Origin of the sequence: Paenibacillus sp. XY044, assembly GCF_002257645.1 — a bacterium.
Classification (GTDB): Bacteria; Bacillota; Bacilli; order Paenibacillales; family Paenibacillaceae; genus Paenibacillus_AQ.
In genome coordinates, this window is sequence record NZ_NQMO01000002.1 from 761,293 (window position 1) to 781,671 (window position 20,379).

Below are 20,379 nucleotides of genomic sequence, written 5' to 3' on the forward strand. Positions count from 1 at the left end.
CGTATGATTTTCTAATCTTTTGTTCAGAAGGACGGGTTTAGTAGTATAATGAAATTTGTGTCGAAAGAAGATCATCCTAATGATTCGAATATAAATCTGTAAACAGGGAGGAAGCTTCATGGATCATCAGCAGATTCTCGTCCGTAACAACGTCCAAGTCACTGGCAGCGGTACGCAGTATTTGATTTTTGCCCATGGCTTCGGCTGCGACCAGAACATGTGGCGTTTTGTCGCACCTGCTTTCGAAGAACATTATAAAGTGGTCTTGTTTGACTTTGTCGGATCCGGCAAGTCAGACATTCGGGCTTATAATCCGGTCCGCTACGGAGACCTGGACGGATATGCCCAGGATGTACTGGATATATGCGAGGCGCTGGGAACCCGGGACGCCATTTTCGTCGGTCATTCCGTAGGTGCCATGATCGGCATCCTCGCTTCCATCCGTAGACCCGAATATTTTGAACGGCTGATTCTGGTCGGTCCTTCCGCACGGTATATAAACGACCTTCCCGATTACATCGGAGGCTTTGAACGCGAGGATTTGCTCGCCCTGATGGATATGATGGACAAAAATTACCGGGGATGGGCCAGCTATCTGGCACCTGTCATTATGGGCAATCCGGGTAGTCCCGAATTGTCCGTCGAGCTTGAGCAGAGCTTCTGCGCAACCGATCCGAAGGTGGCCCGGCGGTTTGCCGAAGCGACGTTTCTTTCGGATTACCGGGAGGAGCTTGAACAGGTGAAGGTGCCTTCCTTGATTCTCCAATGCGCCGAAGACGTGATCGCACCGTTGGAAGCAGGAGCTTATATCCATACACACATGCCGGGTAGCGAATTTCAGCTCATGGATGCCACTGGCCATTGTCCGCATATGAGTCATCCCGATGAAACGGTGCGGCTGATCCAAGCCTATTTGACGTCGTCCCGGTCCGAACGGACATGTGAGCTTAGACGGTAGCATGGACGAACGATTGGATCGTGCACCTTGCGGATACGCGTCCATGGCCGATAATCGCGTCGTTCGGGAGGTCAACGCCACGCTGTGCCGCATGCTGGGATATGAGAAGCGTGGAATTTGTGGAAGCAGCTTTGAATCGCTGTTGACCCGTTCCAGCCGGATTTTTTTCCAAATTTATTTTCTTCCGCTCATTAAGCTGAACGGGAGCGTCGAGGAGATGTATTTGACATTTAAAACGAGCAGCGGCGAGGCCCTTCCGGTGCTTCTGAACGCTTCGGCTGTGGAACGGGATGGCGAATGGGCCTACGATTGCATCCTGATGCCCATGCGCCGGCGGATGGAATATGAACAGCAAATCCAGCAGGCCGAGAGTGCCTCAAGCCAAGCGAAGGAAGAACTTGAGCGGATCGAAAAGCTTCTCCGGCAGAAACGTTATGAGTTGGATCATGTAGAAGGATCGTCTTCTATGGAATAAGTACAATACTGAAACTTTCCAGAAATAAGTGGTTTGATAAAAAAGCCGCCGGACTCTTATCAGAAGTCCGGCGGCTTTGGTGTTTCCGGGGCGGCATGGCCGTATTTCCGCTTGTAATGGCTCAGGGCGAGAAGCGGCCAAATGTACCGGTAGCTGTGGTAACGGGAGTAGAACGTGCCGGGAAGACCGGCCCCCGTCGGATAGGCCGTCATGCCGCCGTCCTGCTGCAGCAGGGAAGACAGCCGTTGAACGCCCCGGTTCACGGCCGGCGACGGCTGCTCCTGCACGGCGATGAGCGCGTCCAGCGCCCAGGCCGTTTGCGACGGCGTGCTCTCATCAAGAGGGACGTAACGCATCACCCGGTCGCTCCGGCAGGATTCACCCCATCCGCCGTCCGGGTTCTGGATCTGCTGAAGCCACCGGACGCCTTTTTGTACGGCATCATCACTGGCAGGGACTCCGGTAGCCGCAAGTCCCGTTAGTGCCGCCCAGGTGCCGTAGATGTAGCATACTCCCCATCGCCCGTACCACGAGCCGTCCTTTTCCTGATTCCGGATCAGCCAGGTTACGCCCCGGCGGATGAACTTATGCCGCTGCGTCAGCCCCGCGAAACGGCCAAGGTACTCCAGCGTACGCCCCGTCAGATCCGCTTCGGAAGGATCGATGGCCGCGGACTTCGCTCCTTCGATCGCGAGCCAGGTGAGGATGTGCTTGTCGGTCTCCTTTTCGAAGGCCGGCCAGCCCCCGTCCCGGTTCTGCATCGACAGCACCCAATTTAGCCCCCGGTTCCACGAATCCCGGTACGGCTCTTCTTTCTCCGAAAGGCGGGAGAGCGCCCGCAGCGCCGCCGTCGTGTCGTCCACGTCCGGGTTGATCGTGTTCGACTCGGAGAATCCCCAACCCCCGGGAGCCGCATCCGGGTTATGGAGGCTCCAATCGGCAGCTTTGTCCTGCTGCCGGGACAGCAGGTAGGAGGCGGCCTGGCGGATGGCCGGATGATGCTCTGGCACCCCGGCCTCCTGCAGGGCGTCGGCGATTAGGGCGGTGTCCCAGACGGTAGAAGGCGAGTTCTGCATGGTTGTCGAGCCGTCTGCCTGGCACTGCATGCCAGTCAGGCCCTTGACGGCATCGCTAACGACGGGATGCTCCCGCTCATAGCCCAAGGCAAGCAGCGCCAAAATCATCAGGATCGTGCTGCTTGCATAACTGTACAGGGTGCCGTCGGGTTCGATCCGATCCAGCATAAACCGCTCAGCCCGCTCCACTGCGGCTTCATGAATAAAACGCGGCGTGCCAATTAGCCTGCTCATCCCCTGGCAGATATCCGCCTGCATGTCCTCATACTCCCTCGGCAGCGGTTCGTCCTCGTCGAAGTCCAAGCGGGAGGCTGCAAGGTCCGAGAGGTCGGGAGCGTTCGGCGGAGCGATCGAAAACTTTCGGTCTGCCATGATCAGCATAGGCGTGAGATGGACCCTGGAATAGCCGGAAAATTCGAAAAAGTTGATCGGAAAATACGAGGGGAACAGCAGCACCTCGAGCGGGATCATAGAGATCGACCGGGGCCAGGGACGCTGGCCCGTCGCTGCCAGAATCGCCTTGGTCAAAATGCTGTCGACCTTACCGATCCCTCCACGCGAAAGGATGTAATGCTTGGCGCGCTGCATATGCTCCTCCTCAGGCCGGCTGTAACCGGAGCAAAGCAGAGCATAGTAGGCCTCAACCGAAGCCGATATGCTGCCTTCATCCTCATCAGGATACAATCTCCAGCATCCGTCCGGCTGCTGTTCCTTGCGAATCCGGTCATGAAGCTGCCGGATAAGCTCTTCCTGATCCGCCTGCAAAATGCGAAAGAGGATGATGACGAAGGCGTCGATGCCGATTCCGTTTTCAAAACAGAACCGCCACGAGCCGTCCGGCTGCTGTGTCTCCAGGAGATATGCCGTCAAACGCCCGATTTCCCCATCCACCGTGCCCAGTATATTGCCCATGTAAGAACGTACCTCCGTTCGTTGGTCATTGTTAGCAATATATGTCGGCGTAGATGGAGAAATGAGAAAGCCGCTGCTTATGCCAGACTTTGCACCTTACGAGATAAATAGATTGGTTTCAATCGGCCTGCATGCTAAAGTAAAAAAATGGATGTCCCGATCCGGCACTCCAACTCCTATTTATGGAAGGTGAATGAAGATGGCAGTAAATCCATCAAGCCGCAGCTTGACGTACGAAGCCTTGATCGCAGCTCCGCCCGAGCGGGTGTGGGCGGCCATTGCCACATCGGAAGGAACGCGCGCCACGTTGTTTGGGTGCGACATCGAATCAAGCTTTGAACCGGGAGCCCACGTCGAATTCCGGGGACCGGGACCGGATGGGGACCGGACGCTTCATGTGTACGGATTCGTGAAGCGGTACGAGCCGTACCGCGAATTTTCGTATGAGCAGCATCCCGCCCCGGCCTACAATGAACAGCATGAGAAGGTATTTTGCGATATGACTTATCAGTTGACGCCGGTGGGGGACCAGACCAAGTTGGAGCTCACCTGTGCATGGTCCGAGGGTAACCCGGGATATGAACACGCGAAACAAGAGTATCCGTCATCATCCTATATGGATGCGATTCGAAATTTTGCCGAAGCGTCTTAATAGACCGGGACGGCAGGAACGCCACCGATTTGATCGGCCTCGCCTATTAGTGATGCCGGGGACGACGGAGCAGAAGGTGCGACAGTGCAAACGGTGAAAACCAAAAAGGCTTATCTCCAATAGTGGAGGTAAGCCTTTTCATTTTGCCGTCGAGCTTATCACATGCGATTATTTGCCGTATGGATCGACGGTTTCGATCGTACCGTCCTCGTGGATCGTCAGCTCGGTGAATTTGACGCAGCGTTTGTTGTCTGCACCGCCCGACAGGGAGCTGTCGTGATAGAACAAGAACCACTTATCCTGGAACTGCACGATCGAGTGGTGGGTCGTCCAGCCGATGACCGGCGTCAGAATCTTCCCTTTGTACGTAAAAGGTCCCTGCGGGTTTTCGCTCACGGCGTATACGATGTTATGGGTCGTGCCGGTAGAGTAAGAAAGATAATACAGTCCATTATGCTTATGTACCCACGGTCCTTCAAAATATCTCCGTTCCTCGTCCCCTGCCAAGATCGGCTGTCCGTTCTCGTCGAGAATGGAGATTTCGCGGGGCGCTTCCTTGAAGGTCAGCAGGTCGTCGCTCAGCTCGGCCATGATTGGCCCCAGCGCCGGTTCGTCTGCCGCCGGGCCTTCTGCGTTCGGATCAAAGGAGCCCGTCTGCCATTTTTCCAGCTGGCCGCCCCACAACCCGCCGAAGTACATATACGCGCTTCCGTCGTCGTCCATCAGGACGGCCGGGTCGATGCTGAAGCTGCCCGGAATATAATCCGGCTGTGGAGTGAACGGGCCAGAAGGGGAGGAACTGGTGGCTACGCCGATCCGGAAAAGGTTTTCGTGATCCCGTGCAGGAAAGAAGAGATAGTACGTGTTGTTCTTATAGGCCGCATCCGGTGCCCAGAGCTGCTGCTTGGCCCACGGGATATCGCGGAGATGCAGCGCTTCTCCATGGTCATGGCATGGGGAATTGGCATCGTCCATGGACAGGATGTGGTAATCCTCCATGTCGTACTGGTCTCCGTTGTCGTTGGATGCGTGTTCATGGTCCAGGTCATGAGAAGGGTAAATATACAATTTGCCTTCAAACACGTGAGCCGAAGGGTCTGCGGTGTAAATGTGGGTTACCAAAGGCTCGCGCTGCGTCACAGGCTGTGTCATCTCGTTTCCTCCTTATTCTGTGGTTGGATATGTGCTGCAAAGGTGCTCCTTTCCATTTTAGCAAACAATTCAGATCAAAAACCTACAAGATTTATAGGTCTTTTCCTCAAAATTTTAGGTTTTGGAGGGGCGGGGGGAGATAAAGCATCAGTCACCTATCCTTTTCGTCAACATCAGTTCATCGTCTATCACATAATTGCAATGTTCATACGTTTTAATTGCAGCGTTGTTCCTATTGCCTGTTAACACTTTTACACTTTTCACTCCACGTTTCCTAAGATTTTCTTCCAGACAAAAAATGAGTGCACCTGCAATCCCTCTTCTTCGAGCGGCTTCTTCAACATACAGTTCTGTAATTTCCCCCTGCGGTTCTTCGTAACAAAATGAATAGAAACTTTGAGCACAACCAAAACCAACGACTTTGCCCATCATTTCCGCCACGGCAATCAATTCGTTGTTTATCCTTAGGCTCTCCATTATTTGACGCGGAGGCTGTTTGTCACCTCCGTTAAACGCTTGATTTAGCCTTGAGAGTTCCTCTGCATCAGTTACTGATGCCAGTCTTACCCTGATATCCGTATTCATTCTTTTCTCCTTATCCACTAGTAATAATTACATATTCTACCACGTTGGAGGAGTTCGTTGTTGAAGATAACTTCCCGTTAGCGTAATGATCATCTATACCAGTCTTCAAATCCTCAGCTCCCATCCCCCAGTTGACATACAACTCCAAATTTATTACTCTAATTAAAGTATATAAAACAAAGTAAAGAGAAAAGGTGGAGTGGAGCTTGAAAGCATATTTTAAAAATAAAGCCGTCCTAGGCGGCATTTTCATGATGATTTTTTATCAAATTATCATGATCGGGATCTTCATGTCCGGTTACAGCGCGCTTCCGAAAAATGTGGACCGCTTGACGATGGCGATCGTGAATGAAGACCAGCAGTCGGGCGCACAATTTGTAGAGCAGTTGAAAAAGCAGCTGCCGCTGCATGTCGTCACGGACGAATCGCTTGAACAGGCGCAGAAGGACCTGGACAACCGCGATATTCAGTTCATCATGCATATTCCGCAGGATTTTACGCAGAAGCTGTCCGCCCAGGGCGAACAGGTGAAGCTGGACTTTTTCATCAACGAATCGAATCCGGCCTCGGTTAACAGCACGATGCAGAGCATTGCGTCGCAAGTTTCCTCGAAGTTCAGCACGCAGATTCAGACGCAAAGCTTTGAGGCCATGCTGCAGGGCATGAAGGTGCCGGCCGAGCAATCCAAGCAGATGGTCGAAGGCGTGATGTCGAAGGTAAGCCCGAATATCGTGTCCACGAATACGCCGCCTGCCGGCATGCATAATCAAATGGCACCGATGTTCCTGACGATGGCATCCTATGTGGGCGCGATGATTTATTCGATGATCAGCTCGGGCGCGCTGAACCAGCTGAAATCTAAAGTAGGCAAATGGAAAGCGTTCCTGTCCCTGCAGGGCGTCCATGTGGTGCTGTCCCTGATCGCGCCGCTGGTCGGTTTGAGCATTTATTTCGGCTTCCACGGCTATGGGGCGGAGACGTTCCTGAAAATGTGGATGGTGCACTCCCTGGAAATGCTCGTCGCCATCGAGTTCACCAGCATCTGCGTGCTGCTGCTCGGCCAGGCTGGCATGATGCTGAACCTGCCGCTGCTGCTGTCGCAGACGATCGCGGGCGGAGCCGTACTGCCGCCGGAGATGATGCCGGGATTTTTCAAGGCTTTCAGCCACATTTCCCCGATGTTTTACACGATTCACCTGGATTACAACCTGCTCTTTGGAGGCGGGAAAACGGCGGAATACGCCCTCGGTTTGGCTCTGGTAGGCGCCGGTGCGCTCGTCATCAACCTGTTCATCCATCAGTTTAAGCCGGTCAAAACGGCAAAGACGGAGAAGGAGCCTGCAGCAGAACCGCAATTCATGTAAAATAAGATCGGATGGGCTGACAGGAAAAAGTCCTGTCGGCCCTTTTTTCATATGATGAGGAGGATCGCAATGTCGCTTCAGATCTTTATTCTCGGCTTGCTTAGCGAGGGGGAGCACCATCCGTACGACATTAAGAAACAGGTGTTCAAGCCTCTGGAAAATACGATCACGATCAACGACGGAACGCTGTATTACAATTTCGAAGTCCTGCTGAAAAAGGGCTACATCCGCAAAATCAAAGTCGTCCAATCCGATAACCGCCCGGAGAAAACGACCTACGGCATTACCGACGAGGGCCGCAAGGCGCTGGAAGAGGAGATTTATGCGGTTTTTCAAAATTTTACGAGCATCACGAGCCTGTATTCATCCCTGTTATTTCTGGATAAAGTGGACAAGCAGAAGCTGGCTTACATCATCGATGAATCCATCGCCCGCCTAGAGAAGAAAATCCGGCTGATTGAGGAGCGCCCCGGATTTTCCGAAGTTCCGGACCGGTACCGGGATTCGGCCCTTTTTATTAGCGAGCATGCCTACCATGCCCTGACGAATGACGCCAACTGGCTCCGGAAACTGGTGGAACATCTCCGCTCTGCTTGACGTTTCAAGCTTCAACTTTTTGGAAAAACCAGGGTTGACAAAAGCAAATGGATGCCATAATATAGTTAACAATTTCATACATCATAAAGGTTTCGATTAGAAATAGTAGAAGTGAAGTGACTTTCCAGAGAGCCGCTGGGTGGTGCGAAGCGGTATTGTCGATCATTTCGAACTCGTCTATGAACCGCCACCTGACAATTGTAGGGTCTGCCGGAGTTCCACCGTTATAGGGATAGATGGTGATTGCCATCGAAGAAGATCATTTTTGTTTTGTTGAAAATGAATTAGAGTGGTACCGCGGGTTAAACCTCGTCTCTAGCATAGAGACGGGGTTTTTTTGTTGGCCAAATTCCGGGTTTGGCCGGCACCGCTTTTAAATATATATAAACTACACTTGATTTGGGAGGAATAACAGATGAACCGCAAAATTATCGTATTGGACACGACGTTACGCGACGGAGAGCAGGTGCCTGGTGCCAAGCTCAACACGCAGCAAAAGGTTGAATTTGCGCAGCAGCTGAAGCGCCTGAACGTAGATATGATCGAAGCGGGCTTCCCTGCGTCGTCCGCAGGGGATTTTCAAGCCGTGCAGGAAATCGCCAGAACCGTGGGGGACAGCGTCTCCGTAACCGCGCTCGCCCGGGCGGTGAAGAGCGACATCGAAAGCGTGTATGAAAGCATCAAGCTGGCGCAAAATCCGTTCATTCATATCGTGCTGGGCACGTCCAACATCCATGTGGAGAAAAAGTTCAGCCGCTCGAAGGACGCCGTCATGCAGATGGGCGTGGATGCGGTTAAGTTTGCGAAGACGCTGCTGCCGGAGGTGCAGTATTCCACAGAGGATGCATCCCGGTCGGAATTCGAATACCTGTGGCAGACGATTGAAGCCGTGGTCAAGGCCGGGGCGACGATTATCAACGTTCCCGATACGGTAGGTTATGCCGTTCCGGAAGAGTTCGGCGAGCTGATCCGCAAAATCAACGACCGGCTGAAAAATTTGAACGACAAGGTCGTCCTTAGCGTGCACTGCCATAACGACCTGGGTCTGGCCACAGCGAACACGCTGGCCGCGATTAAGAACGGGGCCGAGAAGGTGGAATGTACCATCAACGGGCTTGGCGAACGCGCCGGCAACACCTCGCTTGAGGAAGTGGTGATGGGGCTGAAGGTTCGGGAGAACTATTTTAACTGCCACACCCAGATCCAGCTGCAGGAAATTCTTCGCACCTCCCGGCTGCTGACGCATTTGACGGGCCTGGACGTGCAGGTGAACAAGGCGATTACGGGCGAGAACGCGTTTGCCCATTCGTCCGGTATTCACCAAGATGGACTGCTGAAGGACAAAAACGTGTACGAAATCATGTCGCCGGAGGAAGTCGGGGCCGAAAGCATGGAGCTGATCCTGACCGCGCGTTCCGGACGGCATGCATTCAAAAATGCGGTGGAAAAAATCGGCTTCGACACGAGCAACCATGACGATTTTGAGGAGCTGTTTGCGAAATTTTTGCAGCTGGCCGACGCCAAAAAGGAAGTTTACGACCATGATGTGTTCTACCTGGTGACCAAGCACCGCAAGATCGATCAGGGCACCAGCCATTTGTATGAGCTGGAATCCTTCCAGGTCGTAACCAACGACATCCTGCCGACGGCGACCGTCCAGCTGAAAAAAGGCGGCGAAAGCTTTACGGACAGCAAGGTAGGGGACGGACCGATCGATGCGCTGTACAGCGCGATCAAGGCTTTGGTCGGAATTGACGTGCAGCTGAAGGATTATAAAATCAACAGCCTGTCGCGGGGCAAAGAGGCCATCGGCCGCGTCAACATCCGGCTGGAATACCAAGGCAAAACCTATTCCGGGCGAGCGATGGATACCGACATTATCAAAGCGAGCGCACTGGCGTTCCTGAACGGAATCAACGCCGCCGTGCTGGACGCACCGGGCGAGCCGCAGGCGGCCGTGCAGGGCGCGAACGAGTAGAGGGAGACGGACGGCGGCGGTACTCAGCCGAATGCGTGTGTAGTAATGAACAGCTCCGAAGGAAGGGGGAGACATATATCATGGCATTAAAAGAGAGTGCCGAGCGGGTGCAGAGCCATCTCCGTGATATGGGCTTTGACCATCGGGTGGTGGAACTGCCGGACAGCACTCGCACGGCGGAAGAAGCCGCGGCGGCGATTGGCTGCGAAGTGGCACAAATTGCGAAGTCAATTATTTTCCGTCTGAGCGGTTCAAATGAACCTGTACTTGTTGTAGCAAGCGGCGTAAACCGCGTCAATGAAAAGCTTGTTTCCTCCTCGCTTAACGTCAAGCTGAAGAAGGCTGACGCAGATTTCGTGCGGGAACACACCGGCTTTGTCATCGGAGGTGTAGCGCCGATTGGTCACCTGGAGAGAATCACGACGATTATTGATGAAGGCTTATTGAAATTCGGCACCATTTGGGCGGCGGCCGGTCATCCGAAGGCGGTATTTTCTTGCACCCCGGAGGAGCTAATTGCAATGACAGCCGGACAGGTAATGACAATTCAATAAGGTATGGGGCCGAGGTTATGAGTACAGCCGGAGACGAACGTATTTATGCGGTTGGGAAACAGTTCGGGCTCCGCATCCTGAGGTCCGATCCCAAAAGAAGCAGCACATGCTGCTTCTTTTGTGCTTATCATTTTTCGTGCAGCCTGCCGTGGTTCTGCCGTCATGCCTTGACAAAAGGAACGATTTTGAACAAACTAGAGATGCATGAAAGTTTTTTTGATACTCAGAATTATTTTTAGATGACAGATTAAAGAGAGTGGGATCTATGGAACATATCAAGGAAGAGCTGAATGTGCTGCTGCCTGTTATCCGGGCCATCGCCGCCCAGTTTGGGGAGAAATGCGAAGTGGTGCTTCACGATTTGACGCAAGGGTACGAAAGTACGATCGTGGCGATCGAGAACGGCCACATTACCGGCCGGAAAGTTGGGGACTGCGGCAGCAATCTCGGGCTGGAGGTACTGCGCGGAACCGTGACGGAGGGAGACCGCTACAACTATATCACCCAGACGAAGGAAGGCAAAATTTTGCGTTCCTCCTCAACCTACTTCAAGAACAGCAAAGGTGAGACGATCGGGGCGCTCTGCATGAACCTGGATATTTCCGACCTGCTTGTTGCGGAGAATACGATCCGCTCGCTGACGATGCACAGCCTCGATCAGGAAGTGAAAGAGGTGTTCGTCAATGACGTGAACGATCTGCTCGATTATCTGCTGCAGGAATGCCAAAAGGAAATCGGGAAGCCGGTCTCGCATATGAGCAAGGAAGACAAGGTGAAGGCGGTGCAGTTTCTTGATATGCGCGGCGCTTTTCTCGTGAAAAAGGCGGGGGATAAAGTATGCCAGTTCCTCGATATTTCCAAGTTTACGCTGTATAACTATCTCGACGAAATCCGGGCAAACCAGGAAAAAGGCGTGCCGAAGAACAGGGTATAGCAAGGAGAAGCCGCGGGCTAGGGCAGGATGGATAACGAATGGCGAAGTGACAGACAAGGGCGGAAGGAATCCGCACACTGCCTCGTAAGCGCCGAGGGCTGAACGAAGACGGCTTGCGGTGAGTCAAGAGTCCGAGCGAGTGGACCGTTGCAGCTGATGAGTCTGCTGGCAGTTCGGCCTACCTGTAAAAGCATTCGCCATGTCAAAAGTGGGAATCGTGCTGCATGAAAGTAAGCCTATTATTTGGGCTTTTCTTCATCATGATTTGAAAGCGTATTCAAAATAATGCTGAATCGTATTGAGCGCCAGACATACAAAAAGTGCAGACAAGAATGTCCCGTATGCTTTCTTTCTGGAGGATTATATTGACAATGCGCGACGATGGGATTCATAATGTGAACAATCAAAAAAATATTTTTTTGATCTAATTATTTTTTTTATTGTTTTGGAATTTGATCGTCTCAGCGGTCCACAACAAGGACACACCTATCATCACGAACTGTGACATTCAAGGAGGGAACAAGATGGTCCAAACCGTATCAACGCCTGCCGTCATCGTGGAATTGGACATTGCCGAACGCAATATCCGCAACATGGCGGAGGAAGCGAGAAAGGCCGGAATCCGGCACCGTCCCCACATCAAGTCGCACAAGTCGGTTTATTTTGCCCGCAAGCAGCTGGAGGCCGGCAGCACCGGCATTACCTGCGCGAAGCTGGGGGAAGCGGAAGTGATGGCTGACGCGGGAATTGACGATATTTTGATCGCTTTTCCCATCATTGGCGAAGACAAGCAAGAGCGGCTGTATCACCTGGCACAAAAGGTCAAAGTAACGACGGTTGCCGACAGCGTGGAAGGCGCCACGGCGGTGTCGGAGGTGGGCGAGCGTCTCGGACGCCGCATCCCGCTCTACATCGAAGTGGACGGGGGCATCGGACGCTGCGGCCGCCAGCCGGGGGAGGACACGCTGCAATTTGCACAGCGGATCCAGAACCTGCCGGGGATCGAAATCACCGGGCTGCTGTCCTACGCGGGACAGATTTACGGCGAAGAAAGCCGGGAAGAGATCCGCAGCACAGCACGCCAGGAGGCGGCTACCCTGAAGAGTACCGCGGATCTGCTGAGAGAAGCGGGGATCGACGTTCCGGTTGTCAGCGGCGGTTCGTCGCTGTCGTCCAAATTTGCGCAGGAGCTGGAGGGCGTAACCGAGATTCGTGCCGGAAATTACATATTCCACGACGTGGGCCAATTGTCGATGGGCATGATCACAGTGGACGATTGCGCGCTGCGGGTGATCACGACGGTCGTCAGCGTCCCGGCTCCGGGCCGGGCGATCATCGACGCGGGGTCCAAAACGCTCACCACGGACATGATGCCGTTCTCCAAAGGTTACGGCTACGTCGTGGAGCACCCCGACATCGAAATCTTCAAGCTGAACGAAGAGCACGGATTCCTCAGCTATGATCCGGCTTCCGCATCGCTCCATATCGGCCAGCGCCTGACCGTCATTCCGAATCATGCCTGTGTCCTCCCGAATCTGTGCGATGAAATCGTCGGCTTCCGCGGTGGAAAGCCGGTCGAGATGATCCGGATCGACGCCCGGGGCAGGAACAGCTGACCGGTACAGAGAGGAGGCTGAAGGATTCATGATGAAGGACCTTGATTCATTTAACGAGCAGGAGCTGCTGGATACCGTCTGCGGACTCATCCGCATCCCGAGCGAAAATCCGCCGGGGCGCGAAGAGGCAGCCGCCCGATATGTCTTGAAGCTCCTTCGGGCCGAGGGGATCGAGGCCGAGCTGCAGTGGGCCGCGCCGGAACGGCCGAATGTGGTCGCCCGGTTGAAGGGCGTCGCGGAAGGGCCGGCGCTACTGTACAACGGCCATCTCGACGTCGTCCCGGCCGGGGAAGGCTGGAGCACGGATCCGTTTGCAGCATGTCTCCGGGACGGCCATATTATCGGCCGGGGAGCCGCCGATATGAAGTCGGGCGTCGCGGCCATGCTGTACGCGGCCATCCTGCTGCACCGGCGCGGCTGCCCGTTCGCCGGGGAGCTGATCCTGCTCTTCAACGTGGATGAAGAGCGTGAGAACGTCGGCATGCGCCACTTTTTGCGAAGCGGCGTTCATGCCGACTACGCCGTCATCGGCGAGCCGACCGATCTCGGCATCTGCACCGCCCATAAAGGCGTCGGCCGCTACCGGATCCGCACCGCGGGCGTCGCCGGCCATGCGGCGAAGGTGCTGGAGCCCGACAACGCCATTCCTAAGATGGCGGCGCTGATCTCGGCGCTGGAGCCGCTTCGAAGCCGCCTTAAGGAGAGCGCCGATCCGCTTCTCGGGTACGCGACGCTGAACGTCACGCAGATCAAGGGCGGGACGGCGCCAAACATCGTGCCCCAGCACTGCGAGATCGAGATCGACCGCCGGGTCATCCCGGGGGAGACGGCGGCGCAGGTGCTGGAACAGCTGAAGGAGGCGCTGAATGCGGCGGCAGGTACAGGCACAGGCACGGGCTCAAGCACAGGCTTAGGTGCAGATTCGGGTGAAGCCGCCTACGAAGTCGACGATTACTTGTTCATTCCGGCGTCGACCATTCCGCAGGACCATAAGCTCGTGCAGGCGCTGGCGGCCGTCACCGGTGAGGTGCTCGGCAGCCCATCCGCCATCGGTATTTTCGCAGCGACCTGCGAAGCGCCGTTTCTGTCCGTTGATCTGGGCATACCGACCGTCATTTTTGGGCCGGGATCGCTGGATCAAGCCCATGTCAAGGATGAGCGGGCGCCCGTCCGTCAGGTGGCGGATGCAGCGAAGGTATACATGCAGCTCGCCATGCGGCTGCTTCAACCATAACCATTACAGGAGGAATCATGATGAGTATTCAAGAGAGATTGAAAGAGCTGAACATCGAGCTGGAGCAGGTCGGCGAGCCGAAGTTCTCTTATGTACCCGTAAATCAGGTGGGGAATTTGCTGTACACTTCAGGCCATGACTGCCGCAAGAACGGAGAGCTGATTTTGACCGGCAAACTCGGGGAAGAGCTGACGATCGAGCAGGGTCAAGAGGCGGCGCGCCGGTGCATCGTCAACATTTTATCGTCGCTGCAGGCCCATCTGGGCAGCCTGGACCGGGTGAAGAAAGTGGTGAAAATGCTCGGCTTCATCCAAAGCGCTACGGGATTCAAAGACCAGCCTTACGTGCTGAACGGGGCTTCGGATCTGCTGATCGAGGTGTTCGGGGAGAAGGGCAAGCATGCGCGCTCCGCGATCGGGACGAACGAGCTGCCGTTTGATACGCCGGTCGAGGTGGAAATCATCGTCGAGATCGAATAACGGCGGTGGATCAGACTGCCGGAAGAGTTATTTTTCATCCATAAAAAAACGTCTATCTACGCATCGCTAAGAAGAAATACCGTTGTTAGCGGAATTTTTTCTTGCGAGATAAGGACTTTAAGACTCGGAAGTTTATACTTTCTGATCTCATAAAAAAAGGAGGGGGTTCAATCCAATGAACCACCGCTCCGGAAAAATAATCAGACTACTAATGTAACAGACCGAAGCTTGAAAATCAACGAACCGGAGGACCGAACGATGAAGAGCAAGGTTCCATTATATCTGCTATCTCTTGTTGCATATCTGGGGATGCCGCTCGGCGTGATCTGGATGAACCGGATTTACGAGGAACGCCATGTGTTTGTGCTCGGCATGCCTTTATTGCTGTTTTGGATGGTGCTGTGGATCATCCTCGGGGTCGGCATTATGCTGCTGGTGCATAGGCTTAATCCGGAAAACCGGGAAGAAGAGAAGGAGGCGACGGAGTAATGTCACATCAGGCTATTTCCATCTCGATTATCGGCGTTTTCCTGGTCCTGGCGCTGTACCTCGGCATCCGGGCGTCAAAAGGCAAAAAAATGAGTCTCGAAGAATGGTCCGTCGGGGGGCGCGGTTTCGGGACGGCGTTCATTTTTCTGTTGATGGCGGGCGAGCTGTATACGGTCAACGCCCTGATGGGCATCAGCGGTTGGGCGTTCGGCCGCGGCGGGGCCGCGTTTTACAACATCACGATGCTCAATTTCATCATCGGATACTGGCTGCTGCCAAAGATTTGGAAGTACGGGAAGAAGCATAATCTGATTTCCCAGTCCGATTTTTTCATCAAAAAATACGACAGCCCGGCTCTCGGCATTTTTGTGGCGGTCGTCGGCTTCATTTCGATGATTCCTTATCTGATCATCCAGCTGAAGGGGCTGGGGCTGATCATCTCCGAAGCGTCGTATGGCGCCATTTCGCCGAATGCCGCGATCTGGTTCGGCGTGATCGCCGTCACGGTCTACGTTATGATTTCGGGCATTCACGGCTCGGCCTGGACGGCCGTCATCAAGGACATCCTCATCGTGGTAGTCGTGGTGTTCCTCGGATTGTATCTGCCGTTTCACTATTATGGTGGCATTGGGGATATGTTCCGGGCGGTGGAGAGCGCCAAGCCCGGTTTTCTCGGCCTGGAGGACAAGGGGTACAGCACGTCCTGGTACGTATCCAGTTTGATCCTGCTGTCCTTTGGATATTACATGTGGCCGCACGGATTCATCGCCACCTATTCCGGTAAAAATGCACGCTCCATCCGTAAAAATACGCTGATGCTCCCGCTTTATATGCTGTTTACGCTGTTTGTCCTGTTCATCGGGACATCGGCGGTACTGCAGGTGGACGGCGTCAGTAACAACGACATCGCCATCTTCGCCATCGTGAAGCAGACCTTCAGCCCCTGGGTCGTCGGGCTCCTTGGCGCTGCCGGGCTGCTGACGGCGATCGTTCCGGGATCGATGCTGCTGATGACGACGGCATCATTGATCGCCAACAACGTCGTCAAAGCGCTCCGGCCTCGGACGGACGACCGCACGGTCATGAATTTGGCGCGCTGGCTGGTGCCGGTGGTGGCAGCGATCGCGCTCATCTTTACGTTCAACAGCGGCTCGGCGATCCTGCTGCTGATGCTGAGCGGTTACGGTTTCGTGTCGCAGCTGACGCCTGCGGTAGTCACAAGCTTTATGAAGCGGAATCCATTGAACAAGTACGGCGTGTTCGCCGGAGTGACCGTCGGCGTGCTGATCGTCGCTTATATCAACCTGATCGGCGCCACGATGGGCACCTTTTTCCCGACGGCCCCGAGCTGGTTCCAGGATTTGAACGTGGGCATCGTGGCGCTGCTTGCCAACATCGTGGTCTCCCTGATCGTCAGCGTAGCGACCCGCTCCTTGTCCGCCAGCCGCGGCAGCGCCGCTGCCGAGCGCGCGGCTGTCAAGGGTGTTTGATCGGTGTTGCGAGTGGTGGGCAACGTTAGAAAGTGTTAGTAGGCATTAGAAAGTTGTTGCATCCGTGTTGAACTTATATGGATCAAGGGGATTCTTTAATAACCCTTAAGCAGGACCGACTTCGTGTATACAGTCCTTCGAGCCGGGAACGTCCAGAACACTGGACTTCCCGGTTTTTTTAAATTTTAGTAAGGGGAATGTTGAAACCTGGAGGAATCGTGAACCATGTACGGGCAAAAAAATAACCCTTTAGATAAGAGAAAATTTGTTAATTCCGCTTGGTTTAAGGTTCATTTAATATTGAACAGGTATACTGGCCCTGAACAAGAAGAAGGAGGACCTCATGCTCATGGGCAAACCGCGAATCGAAGAGTGGACGCAGCTGCGGGGGCTCGCCTTTCTGGCGATCGTGATGCAGCATTCCATTGCCGAGTACATTTACAGGCCCGACATTGTGGCCGCGGATTCTACCATGCTGACGATGATCTACCACCTGACCCGTTTCGGAACGCCGACCTTCGTTTTTTTATCCGCCGTGCTGTTGTTTTACAACTATGGTGAACGGTTTCGGTACGGTCCGTTTATCCGCAAACGGTTCGGGGACGTGTATGTCCCTTTCCTGTGCTGGACGGTGATTTATTGGCTGTATGTCCACGTGTTTACCCCATCCTTCTGGCAAAAAGGAGGTCAGGACTGGGGAACGCTGCTGAAAGAGATGTTCGTTCCGCAAAATGGATACCAGCTGTGGTTTATTCTGATGATCTTTCAGTTTTACCTGCTGTTTCCGCTGTTTGCCTGGGTGTTCCGGGCGGCGCGGCGCGTAATCGGGCCTCTGCCGACAAAGACGCGGGCAGGCGTGTTATCCGCGATCCTGGGTGGATCCTTTATCATTTATGCCGTTTTGCTGTATCTGTCCTATTACCGGATGGGGAGCTGGGCCGAAGGGCTTGGCGGACCCTGGTCTGTTTTGCTGCAGTACCGCAGCTATTCGTTCGTGATGTACGGTTTTTATTTTGTGGCCGGCGCGGTATGCGCGGCATCCGTCTCCAACTGGCGGAAGTGGTGCACCCGGCTGCTGCCTTGGACCGGACTCGTATTCCTGGCCATGTACATCAAGCTGGGATATGACGTACTGCAAGGGTCGGGAGAGGTCGTGAATTTGAATATTTCCACGTACCTGCGGCCATCGACCTTTGTCATCATCGTGGCGCAGATGCTTCTGCTGTACGGGCTGCTCATTATGATGCAGGGGCGGAGCCAGGCGTTCTTGCGGCTGCTTACCTGGATCGGCCGGTATTCGTTCGGCGGCTATCTCGTACACGCGTTGATCATTTACGTGATCGCTTTTTTTACGCGTCCGATGGATCTAGCCGGCAGTCACGTGTCTTTCACGCTCCTGACCTTCGGTCTGACCGTGATCGCTTCGCTTGGTATCAGCTACACACTGTCGCATCTGCCGGGTTCGCGCTGGATCGTCGGTGCAAAACGCCGTGCCGTGAAGCGGGGCAAGGCGGGCGAATCCGACTTCCGCAAGGAGTCGCCGGCGGTATCTTGACGCCGTCTTCCATACTCCGTATAAAGCAGCCATGCTATGGAGCTGCAACACGAAAAAGGATGCCATCGATCGATGATTGATGGCATCTTTTTTTAGTAGGATTTACACCGACAGAACGATTTTTCCGCGGCCATGGCCTGTCTCGATTTCCTTGTGGGCTTCCTGGGCCTGATCCAGCCGCAGTACATTGCGGATATGGATATCGATTTTGCCTTGGGTGTATAACTGGACGAGGTCGGCAAGTCGTTCCCTGCTGCGCGTGCCGGTCAGCTGCCGAATGCCAAGCTCTCGGGCCGTGTCATTCGGTACCATCGCCACAATGCGGCTAACGTCCTGGACAAGGTCCACGGATGCCTGCAAGGCAAGGTCATCGTCTCCGCCCGCATGCAGTGCGGCATCCACTCCTTCAGGAGCGATGGCATGTGCGCGGGCGGCGAGCCCTTCCCCGTAGCCGAGCGGTACGGCGCCCAGGCGAAGCAGGTGATCCTGATTGGCCGCGCTGGCCGTGCCGATCACCTTGCCGGCGCCCCGGGCCAGCGCGAGCTGCACGGCGAAGGTGCCAAGCCCGCCGGCAGCCCCATGGATCAGCACGGTATCTCCCGGCTGGATACGGATCGCTTCCAGCGCCATATGGGCGCCCTGCCCGTTGCCGGTAAAACCTCCGGCGGTCTCCCAGGGCATGGCGGCTGGTTTATGAATGAGCTGGTCGCTGCCGACGACCACATATTCGGCATACCCGCCAAACGTCGTGAAGCCGATCACTTCGTCTCCGCGGGCGAACTCGCTAACGCCGTCCCCGACCTCATCGACGGTCCCGGCAAATTCATTCCCGGGGATGATCGGGAAGGGGTGGGACTGCGCATACGGAACGCTTCCGCTGCGGACCTTGGCGTCGATCGGCATAACGCCGGCCGTTTTGACGCGTACCCGGACGGCTCCCGGTCCGGCGGACGGGACGGGCAGCTCGGTCAGCTGCAGCACGCCCGGCGGACCCAAGCGGTTGAACGTTATGGCTTTCATGCGATTCACTCCTTTCAGCCTCCATTGATTTCCTTTCCAGCTCATTTTATAATCAAGCTACGATAAACGGAAATATATATTGAATTATGATACCTATATATTTAAGTATATGGAAAGGGGGGAGAGCCATGGAACTGCTGCAGCTGCAGTATTTCCGAACCGTGGCCAGGCTGGAGCACATGACGAAGGCGTCACAAGAGCTGAGAATTGCCCAGCCGGCGCTCAGCAAGACGATTTCCCGGCTGGAGGAGGATATCGGCGTTCCGCTGTTTGACCGGCAAGCGGGAAGAATTCGGCTGAACTCCTATGGTAAGGCGTTTCTGAGCAAAGCAGAGGAGGCGCTCCGCCTGCTGGAGGAAGGCAAGCGGGAGGTGGCGGACCTCGCCGGGCTGGAGCGAGGCAGCATCCGTCTCGTCACGACGACGCTGGAGCGGATGACCGGGCCGATCACCGAATTTATAGCGGCCCATCCGGAAGTGAACTTTCAAATTTCCCAGGCTCCCATCGAGCAGATGAACGAATTTCTCAGCTCTGGGGAGGCGGACCTCGGCTTTACACCGCTGCCGCTGAATCAGGCGGGGTATGCCCATGCGGCGGTGCTGAGCGAAGAACTGTACTTGGCCGTGCCCTCTGCGCATCCACTGGCCGGCCGCCGTCAGGTTTCTTTGAAGGAAGCAGCGGAGGAGCCCTTTATCGGATACCGGGAAGACTTTGTCTTTCAGCAAATCAATGACAGCTTCTTTAAGCAGGCCGGGACGGCTCCCCGGTACATTTGCCGGGTCGACGAGCCGCCGGCGATCCTGAGTCTCGTACGCGCGGGCGTTGGGGTGGCGCTGTCCGGCTGCAAAAAAGGGGACAAAGACATACCGGGCGTCGCTCTAGTCCCCGTGGCTGACCCGGAGTGCCGGCGCCAATTTTACTTCGTCTGGAATGAGCAGCGCTACCTGTCGGCCGCTGCCCGAGAATTCCGGGACCTCGTGGCCGCGTATTTTGCCGAGTAGACCAAGGCGGAGAGAAATCTCGAGTTGGAGTCCGCTGCAGCGCGGCTGAACTCGAAGCTCCTCGGCTTTTTATAATAGCCGAAAGACGCGAAAAGCATCGTTTGGTTCTCGTCCGCATCTCCCTTGATTTGGACAAGTAACGACGAATGAAATGCATTTGTTGAATTAAGTGTAACTCGATTTAATACACTAACGCGTTACCTTGTGATCTTGCATCCTTTCCACGGATTGTAATACAATGCTTTTAAATTTTAATTC

General features: G+C 54.8%; 19 protein-coding genes and 1 other annotated feature. Of the genes, 15 read left to right on the forward strand and 4 right to left on the reverse strand.

Annotated elements, in window-relative coordinates:
• The first annotated feature begins 118 nt into the window (after positions 1 to 118).
• On the forward strand, positions 119 to 958 hold the full coding sequence (locus CJP46_RS11920) for an alpha/beta fold hydrolase (protein ID WP_094595797.1): 840 nt from the start codon (positions 119 to 121) through the stop codon (positions 956 to 958).
• Position 959: 1 nt separating this feature from the next.
• On the forward strand, positions 960 to 1,433 hold the full coding sequence (locus CJP46_RS11925) for a PAS domain S-box protein (protein WP_094595798.1): 474 nt from the start codon (positions 960 to 962) through the stop codon (positions 1,431 to 1,433).
• Positions 1,434 to 1,492: 59 nt separating this feature from the next.
• On the opposite strand, the gene shc is transcribed toward CJP46_RS11925, so the two are convergent.
• Positions 1,493 to 3,421, reverse strand: a complete 1,929-nt coding sequence (gene shc / locus CJP46_RS11930; protein ID WP_094595799.1) for a squalene--hopene cyclase — start codon at positions 3,419 to 3,421, stop codon at positions 1,493 to 1,495.
• 199 nt (positions 3,422 to 3,620) lie between these two features.
• Here shc and CJP46_RS11935 point away from each other — a divergent pair, with 199 nt between their 5' ends.
• Positions 3,621 to 4,073, forward strand: coding sequence for an SRPBCC domain-containing protein (locus CJP46_RS11935; protein ID WP_179281135.1), 453 nt, complete (start codon positions 3,621 to 3,623; stop codon positions 4,071 to 4,073).
• A gap of 168 nt (positions 4,074 to 4,241) precedes the next feature.
• On the opposite strand, the gene CJP46_RS11940 is transcribed toward CJP46_RS11935, so the two are convergent.
• Together CJP46_RS11940 and CJP46_RS11945 are read right to left on the reverse strand one after the other, a co-directional pair.
• Entirely contained in the window at positions 4,242 to 5,225 is a 984-nt protein-coding gene (locus CJP46_RS11940; protein ID WP_094595801.1) for a glycoside hydrolase family 43 protein, read from the reverse strand.
• Positions 5,226 to 5,372: 147 nt separating this feature from the next.
• Positions 5,373 to 5,810 (reverse strand): GNAT family N-acetyltransferase, encoded by a 438-nt coding sequence (locus tag CJP46_RS11945; protein WP_094595802.1) that lies wholly within the window; start codon positions 5,808 to 5,810, stop codon positions 5,373 to 5,375.
• Positions 5,811 to 6,016: 206 nt separating this feature from the next.
• On the opposite strand from CJP46_RS11945, the gene CJP46_RS11950 reads away from it, so the two are divergent.
• The 11 genes from CJP46_RS11950 (at position 6,017) to CJP46_RS12005 (ending at position 18,100) form a co-directional block, all read left to right on the forward strand.
• A complete protein-coding gene (locus CJP46_RS11950; protein ID WP_094595803.1) occupies positions 6,017 to 7,174 on the forward strand; it encodes a YhgE/Pip domain-containing protein in 1,158 nt (385 codons plus the stop codon).
• Positions 7,175 to 7,243: 69 nt separating this feature from the next.
• Positions 7,244 to 7,771 carry a PadR family transcriptional regulator gene (locus CJP46_RS11955; RefSeq protein WP_094595804.1) on the forward strand — a complete coding sequence of 176 codons (528 nt, stop codon included), beginning with the start codon at positions 7,244 to 7,246 and terminating at the stop codon, positions 7,769 to 7,771.
• An 83-nt stretch (positions 7,772 to 7,854) separates the two neighbouring features.
• Positions 7,855 to 8,091 (forward strand) — a binding site (T-box leader).
• Positions 8,092 to 8,186: 95 nt separating this feature from the next.
• Positions 8,187 to 9,749: a 2-isopropylmalate synthase gene (locus CJP46_RS11965; protein WP_094595806.1), complete on the forward strand. Its 1,563-nt coding sequence runs from the start codon at positions 8,187 to 8,189 to the stop codon at positions 9,747 to 9,749.
• An 80-nt stretch (positions 9,750 to 9,829) separates the two neighbouring features.
• Complete coding sequence (locus tag CJP46_RS11970) at positions 9,830 to 10,303, forward strand: YbaK/EbsC family protein (RefSeq protein ID WP_094595807.1); 474 nt, start codon at positions 9,830 to 9,832, stop codon at positions 10,301 to 10,303.
• Between the two features lie 265 nt (positions 10,304 to 10,568).
• Positions 10,569 to 11,237, forward strand: coding sequence for a helix-turn-helix transcriptional regulator (locus CJP46_RS11975; RefSeq protein ID WP_094595808.1), 669 nt, complete (start codon positions 10,569 to 10,571; stop codon positions 11,235 to 11,237).
• Between the two features lie 524 nt (positions 11,238 to 11,761).
• Positions 11,762 to 12,853, forward strand: a complete 1,092-nt coding sequence (locus CJP46_RS11980) for an alanine racemase (protein ID WP_094595809.1) — start codon at positions 11,762 to 11,764, stop codon at positions 12,851 to 12,853.
• A 28-nt stretch (positions 12,854 to 12,881) separates the two neighbouring features.
• Positions 12,882 to 14,087, forward strand: a complete 1,206-nt coding sequence (locus tag CJP46_RS11985; RefSeq protein ID WP_218831030.1) for a M20 family metallopeptidase — start codon at positions 12,882 to 12,884, stop codon at positions 14,085 to 14,087.
• Between the two features lie 17 nt (positions 14,088 to 14,104).
• Positions 14,105 to 14,566: a RidA family protein gene (locus CJP46_RS11990; protein ID WP_094595810.1), complete on the forward strand. Its 462-nt coding sequence runs from the start codon at positions 14,105 to 14,107 to the stop codon at positions 14,564 to 14,566.
• Between the two features lie 258 nt (positions 14,567 to 14,824).
• Positions 14,825 to 15,055: a DUF3311 domain-containing protein gene (locus CJP46_RS11995; protein ID WP_094595811.1), complete on the forward strand. Its 231-nt coding sequence runs from the start codon at positions 14,825 to 14,827 to the stop codon at positions 15,053 to 15,055.
• Positions 15,055 to 16,545, forward strand: a complete 1,491-nt coding sequence (locus tag CJP46_RS12000) for a sodium:solute symporter family protein (RefSeq protein ID WP_094595812.1) — start codon at positions 15,055 to 15,057, stop codon at positions 16,543 to 16,545. Before CJP46_RS11995 ends, CJP46_RS12000 begins: the two co-directional genes overlap by 1 nt.
• Before the next feature lie 349 nt (positions 16,546 to 16,894).
• A complete protein-coding gene (locus CJP46_RS12005; RefSeq protein WP_094595813.1) occupies positions 16,895 to 18,100 on the forward strand; it encodes an acyltransferase in 1,206 nt (401 codons plus the stop codon).
• A 102-nt stretch (positions 18,101 to 18,202) separates the two neighbouring features.
• Here the strand turns inward: CJP46_RS12005 and CJP46_RS12010 are convergent, their stop codons facing one another.
• Positions 18,203 to 19,120, reverse strand: a complete 918-nt coding sequence (locus CJP46_RS12010; protein ID WP_094595814.1) for an NADP-dependent oxidoreductase — start codon at positions 19,118 to 19,120, stop codon at positions 18,203 to 18,205.
• Between the two features lie 128 nt (positions 19,121 to 19,248).
• Between CJP46_RS12010 and CJP46_RS12015 the strand changes: the two genes are divergently transcribed.
• Positions 19,249 to 20,121, forward strand: a complete 873-nt coding sequence (locus CJP46_RS12015) for a LysR family transcriptional regulator (protein ID WP_094595815.1) — start codon at positions 19,249 to 19,251, stop codon at positions 20,119 to 20,121.
• Positions 20,122 to 20,379 lie beyond the last annotated feature (258 nt).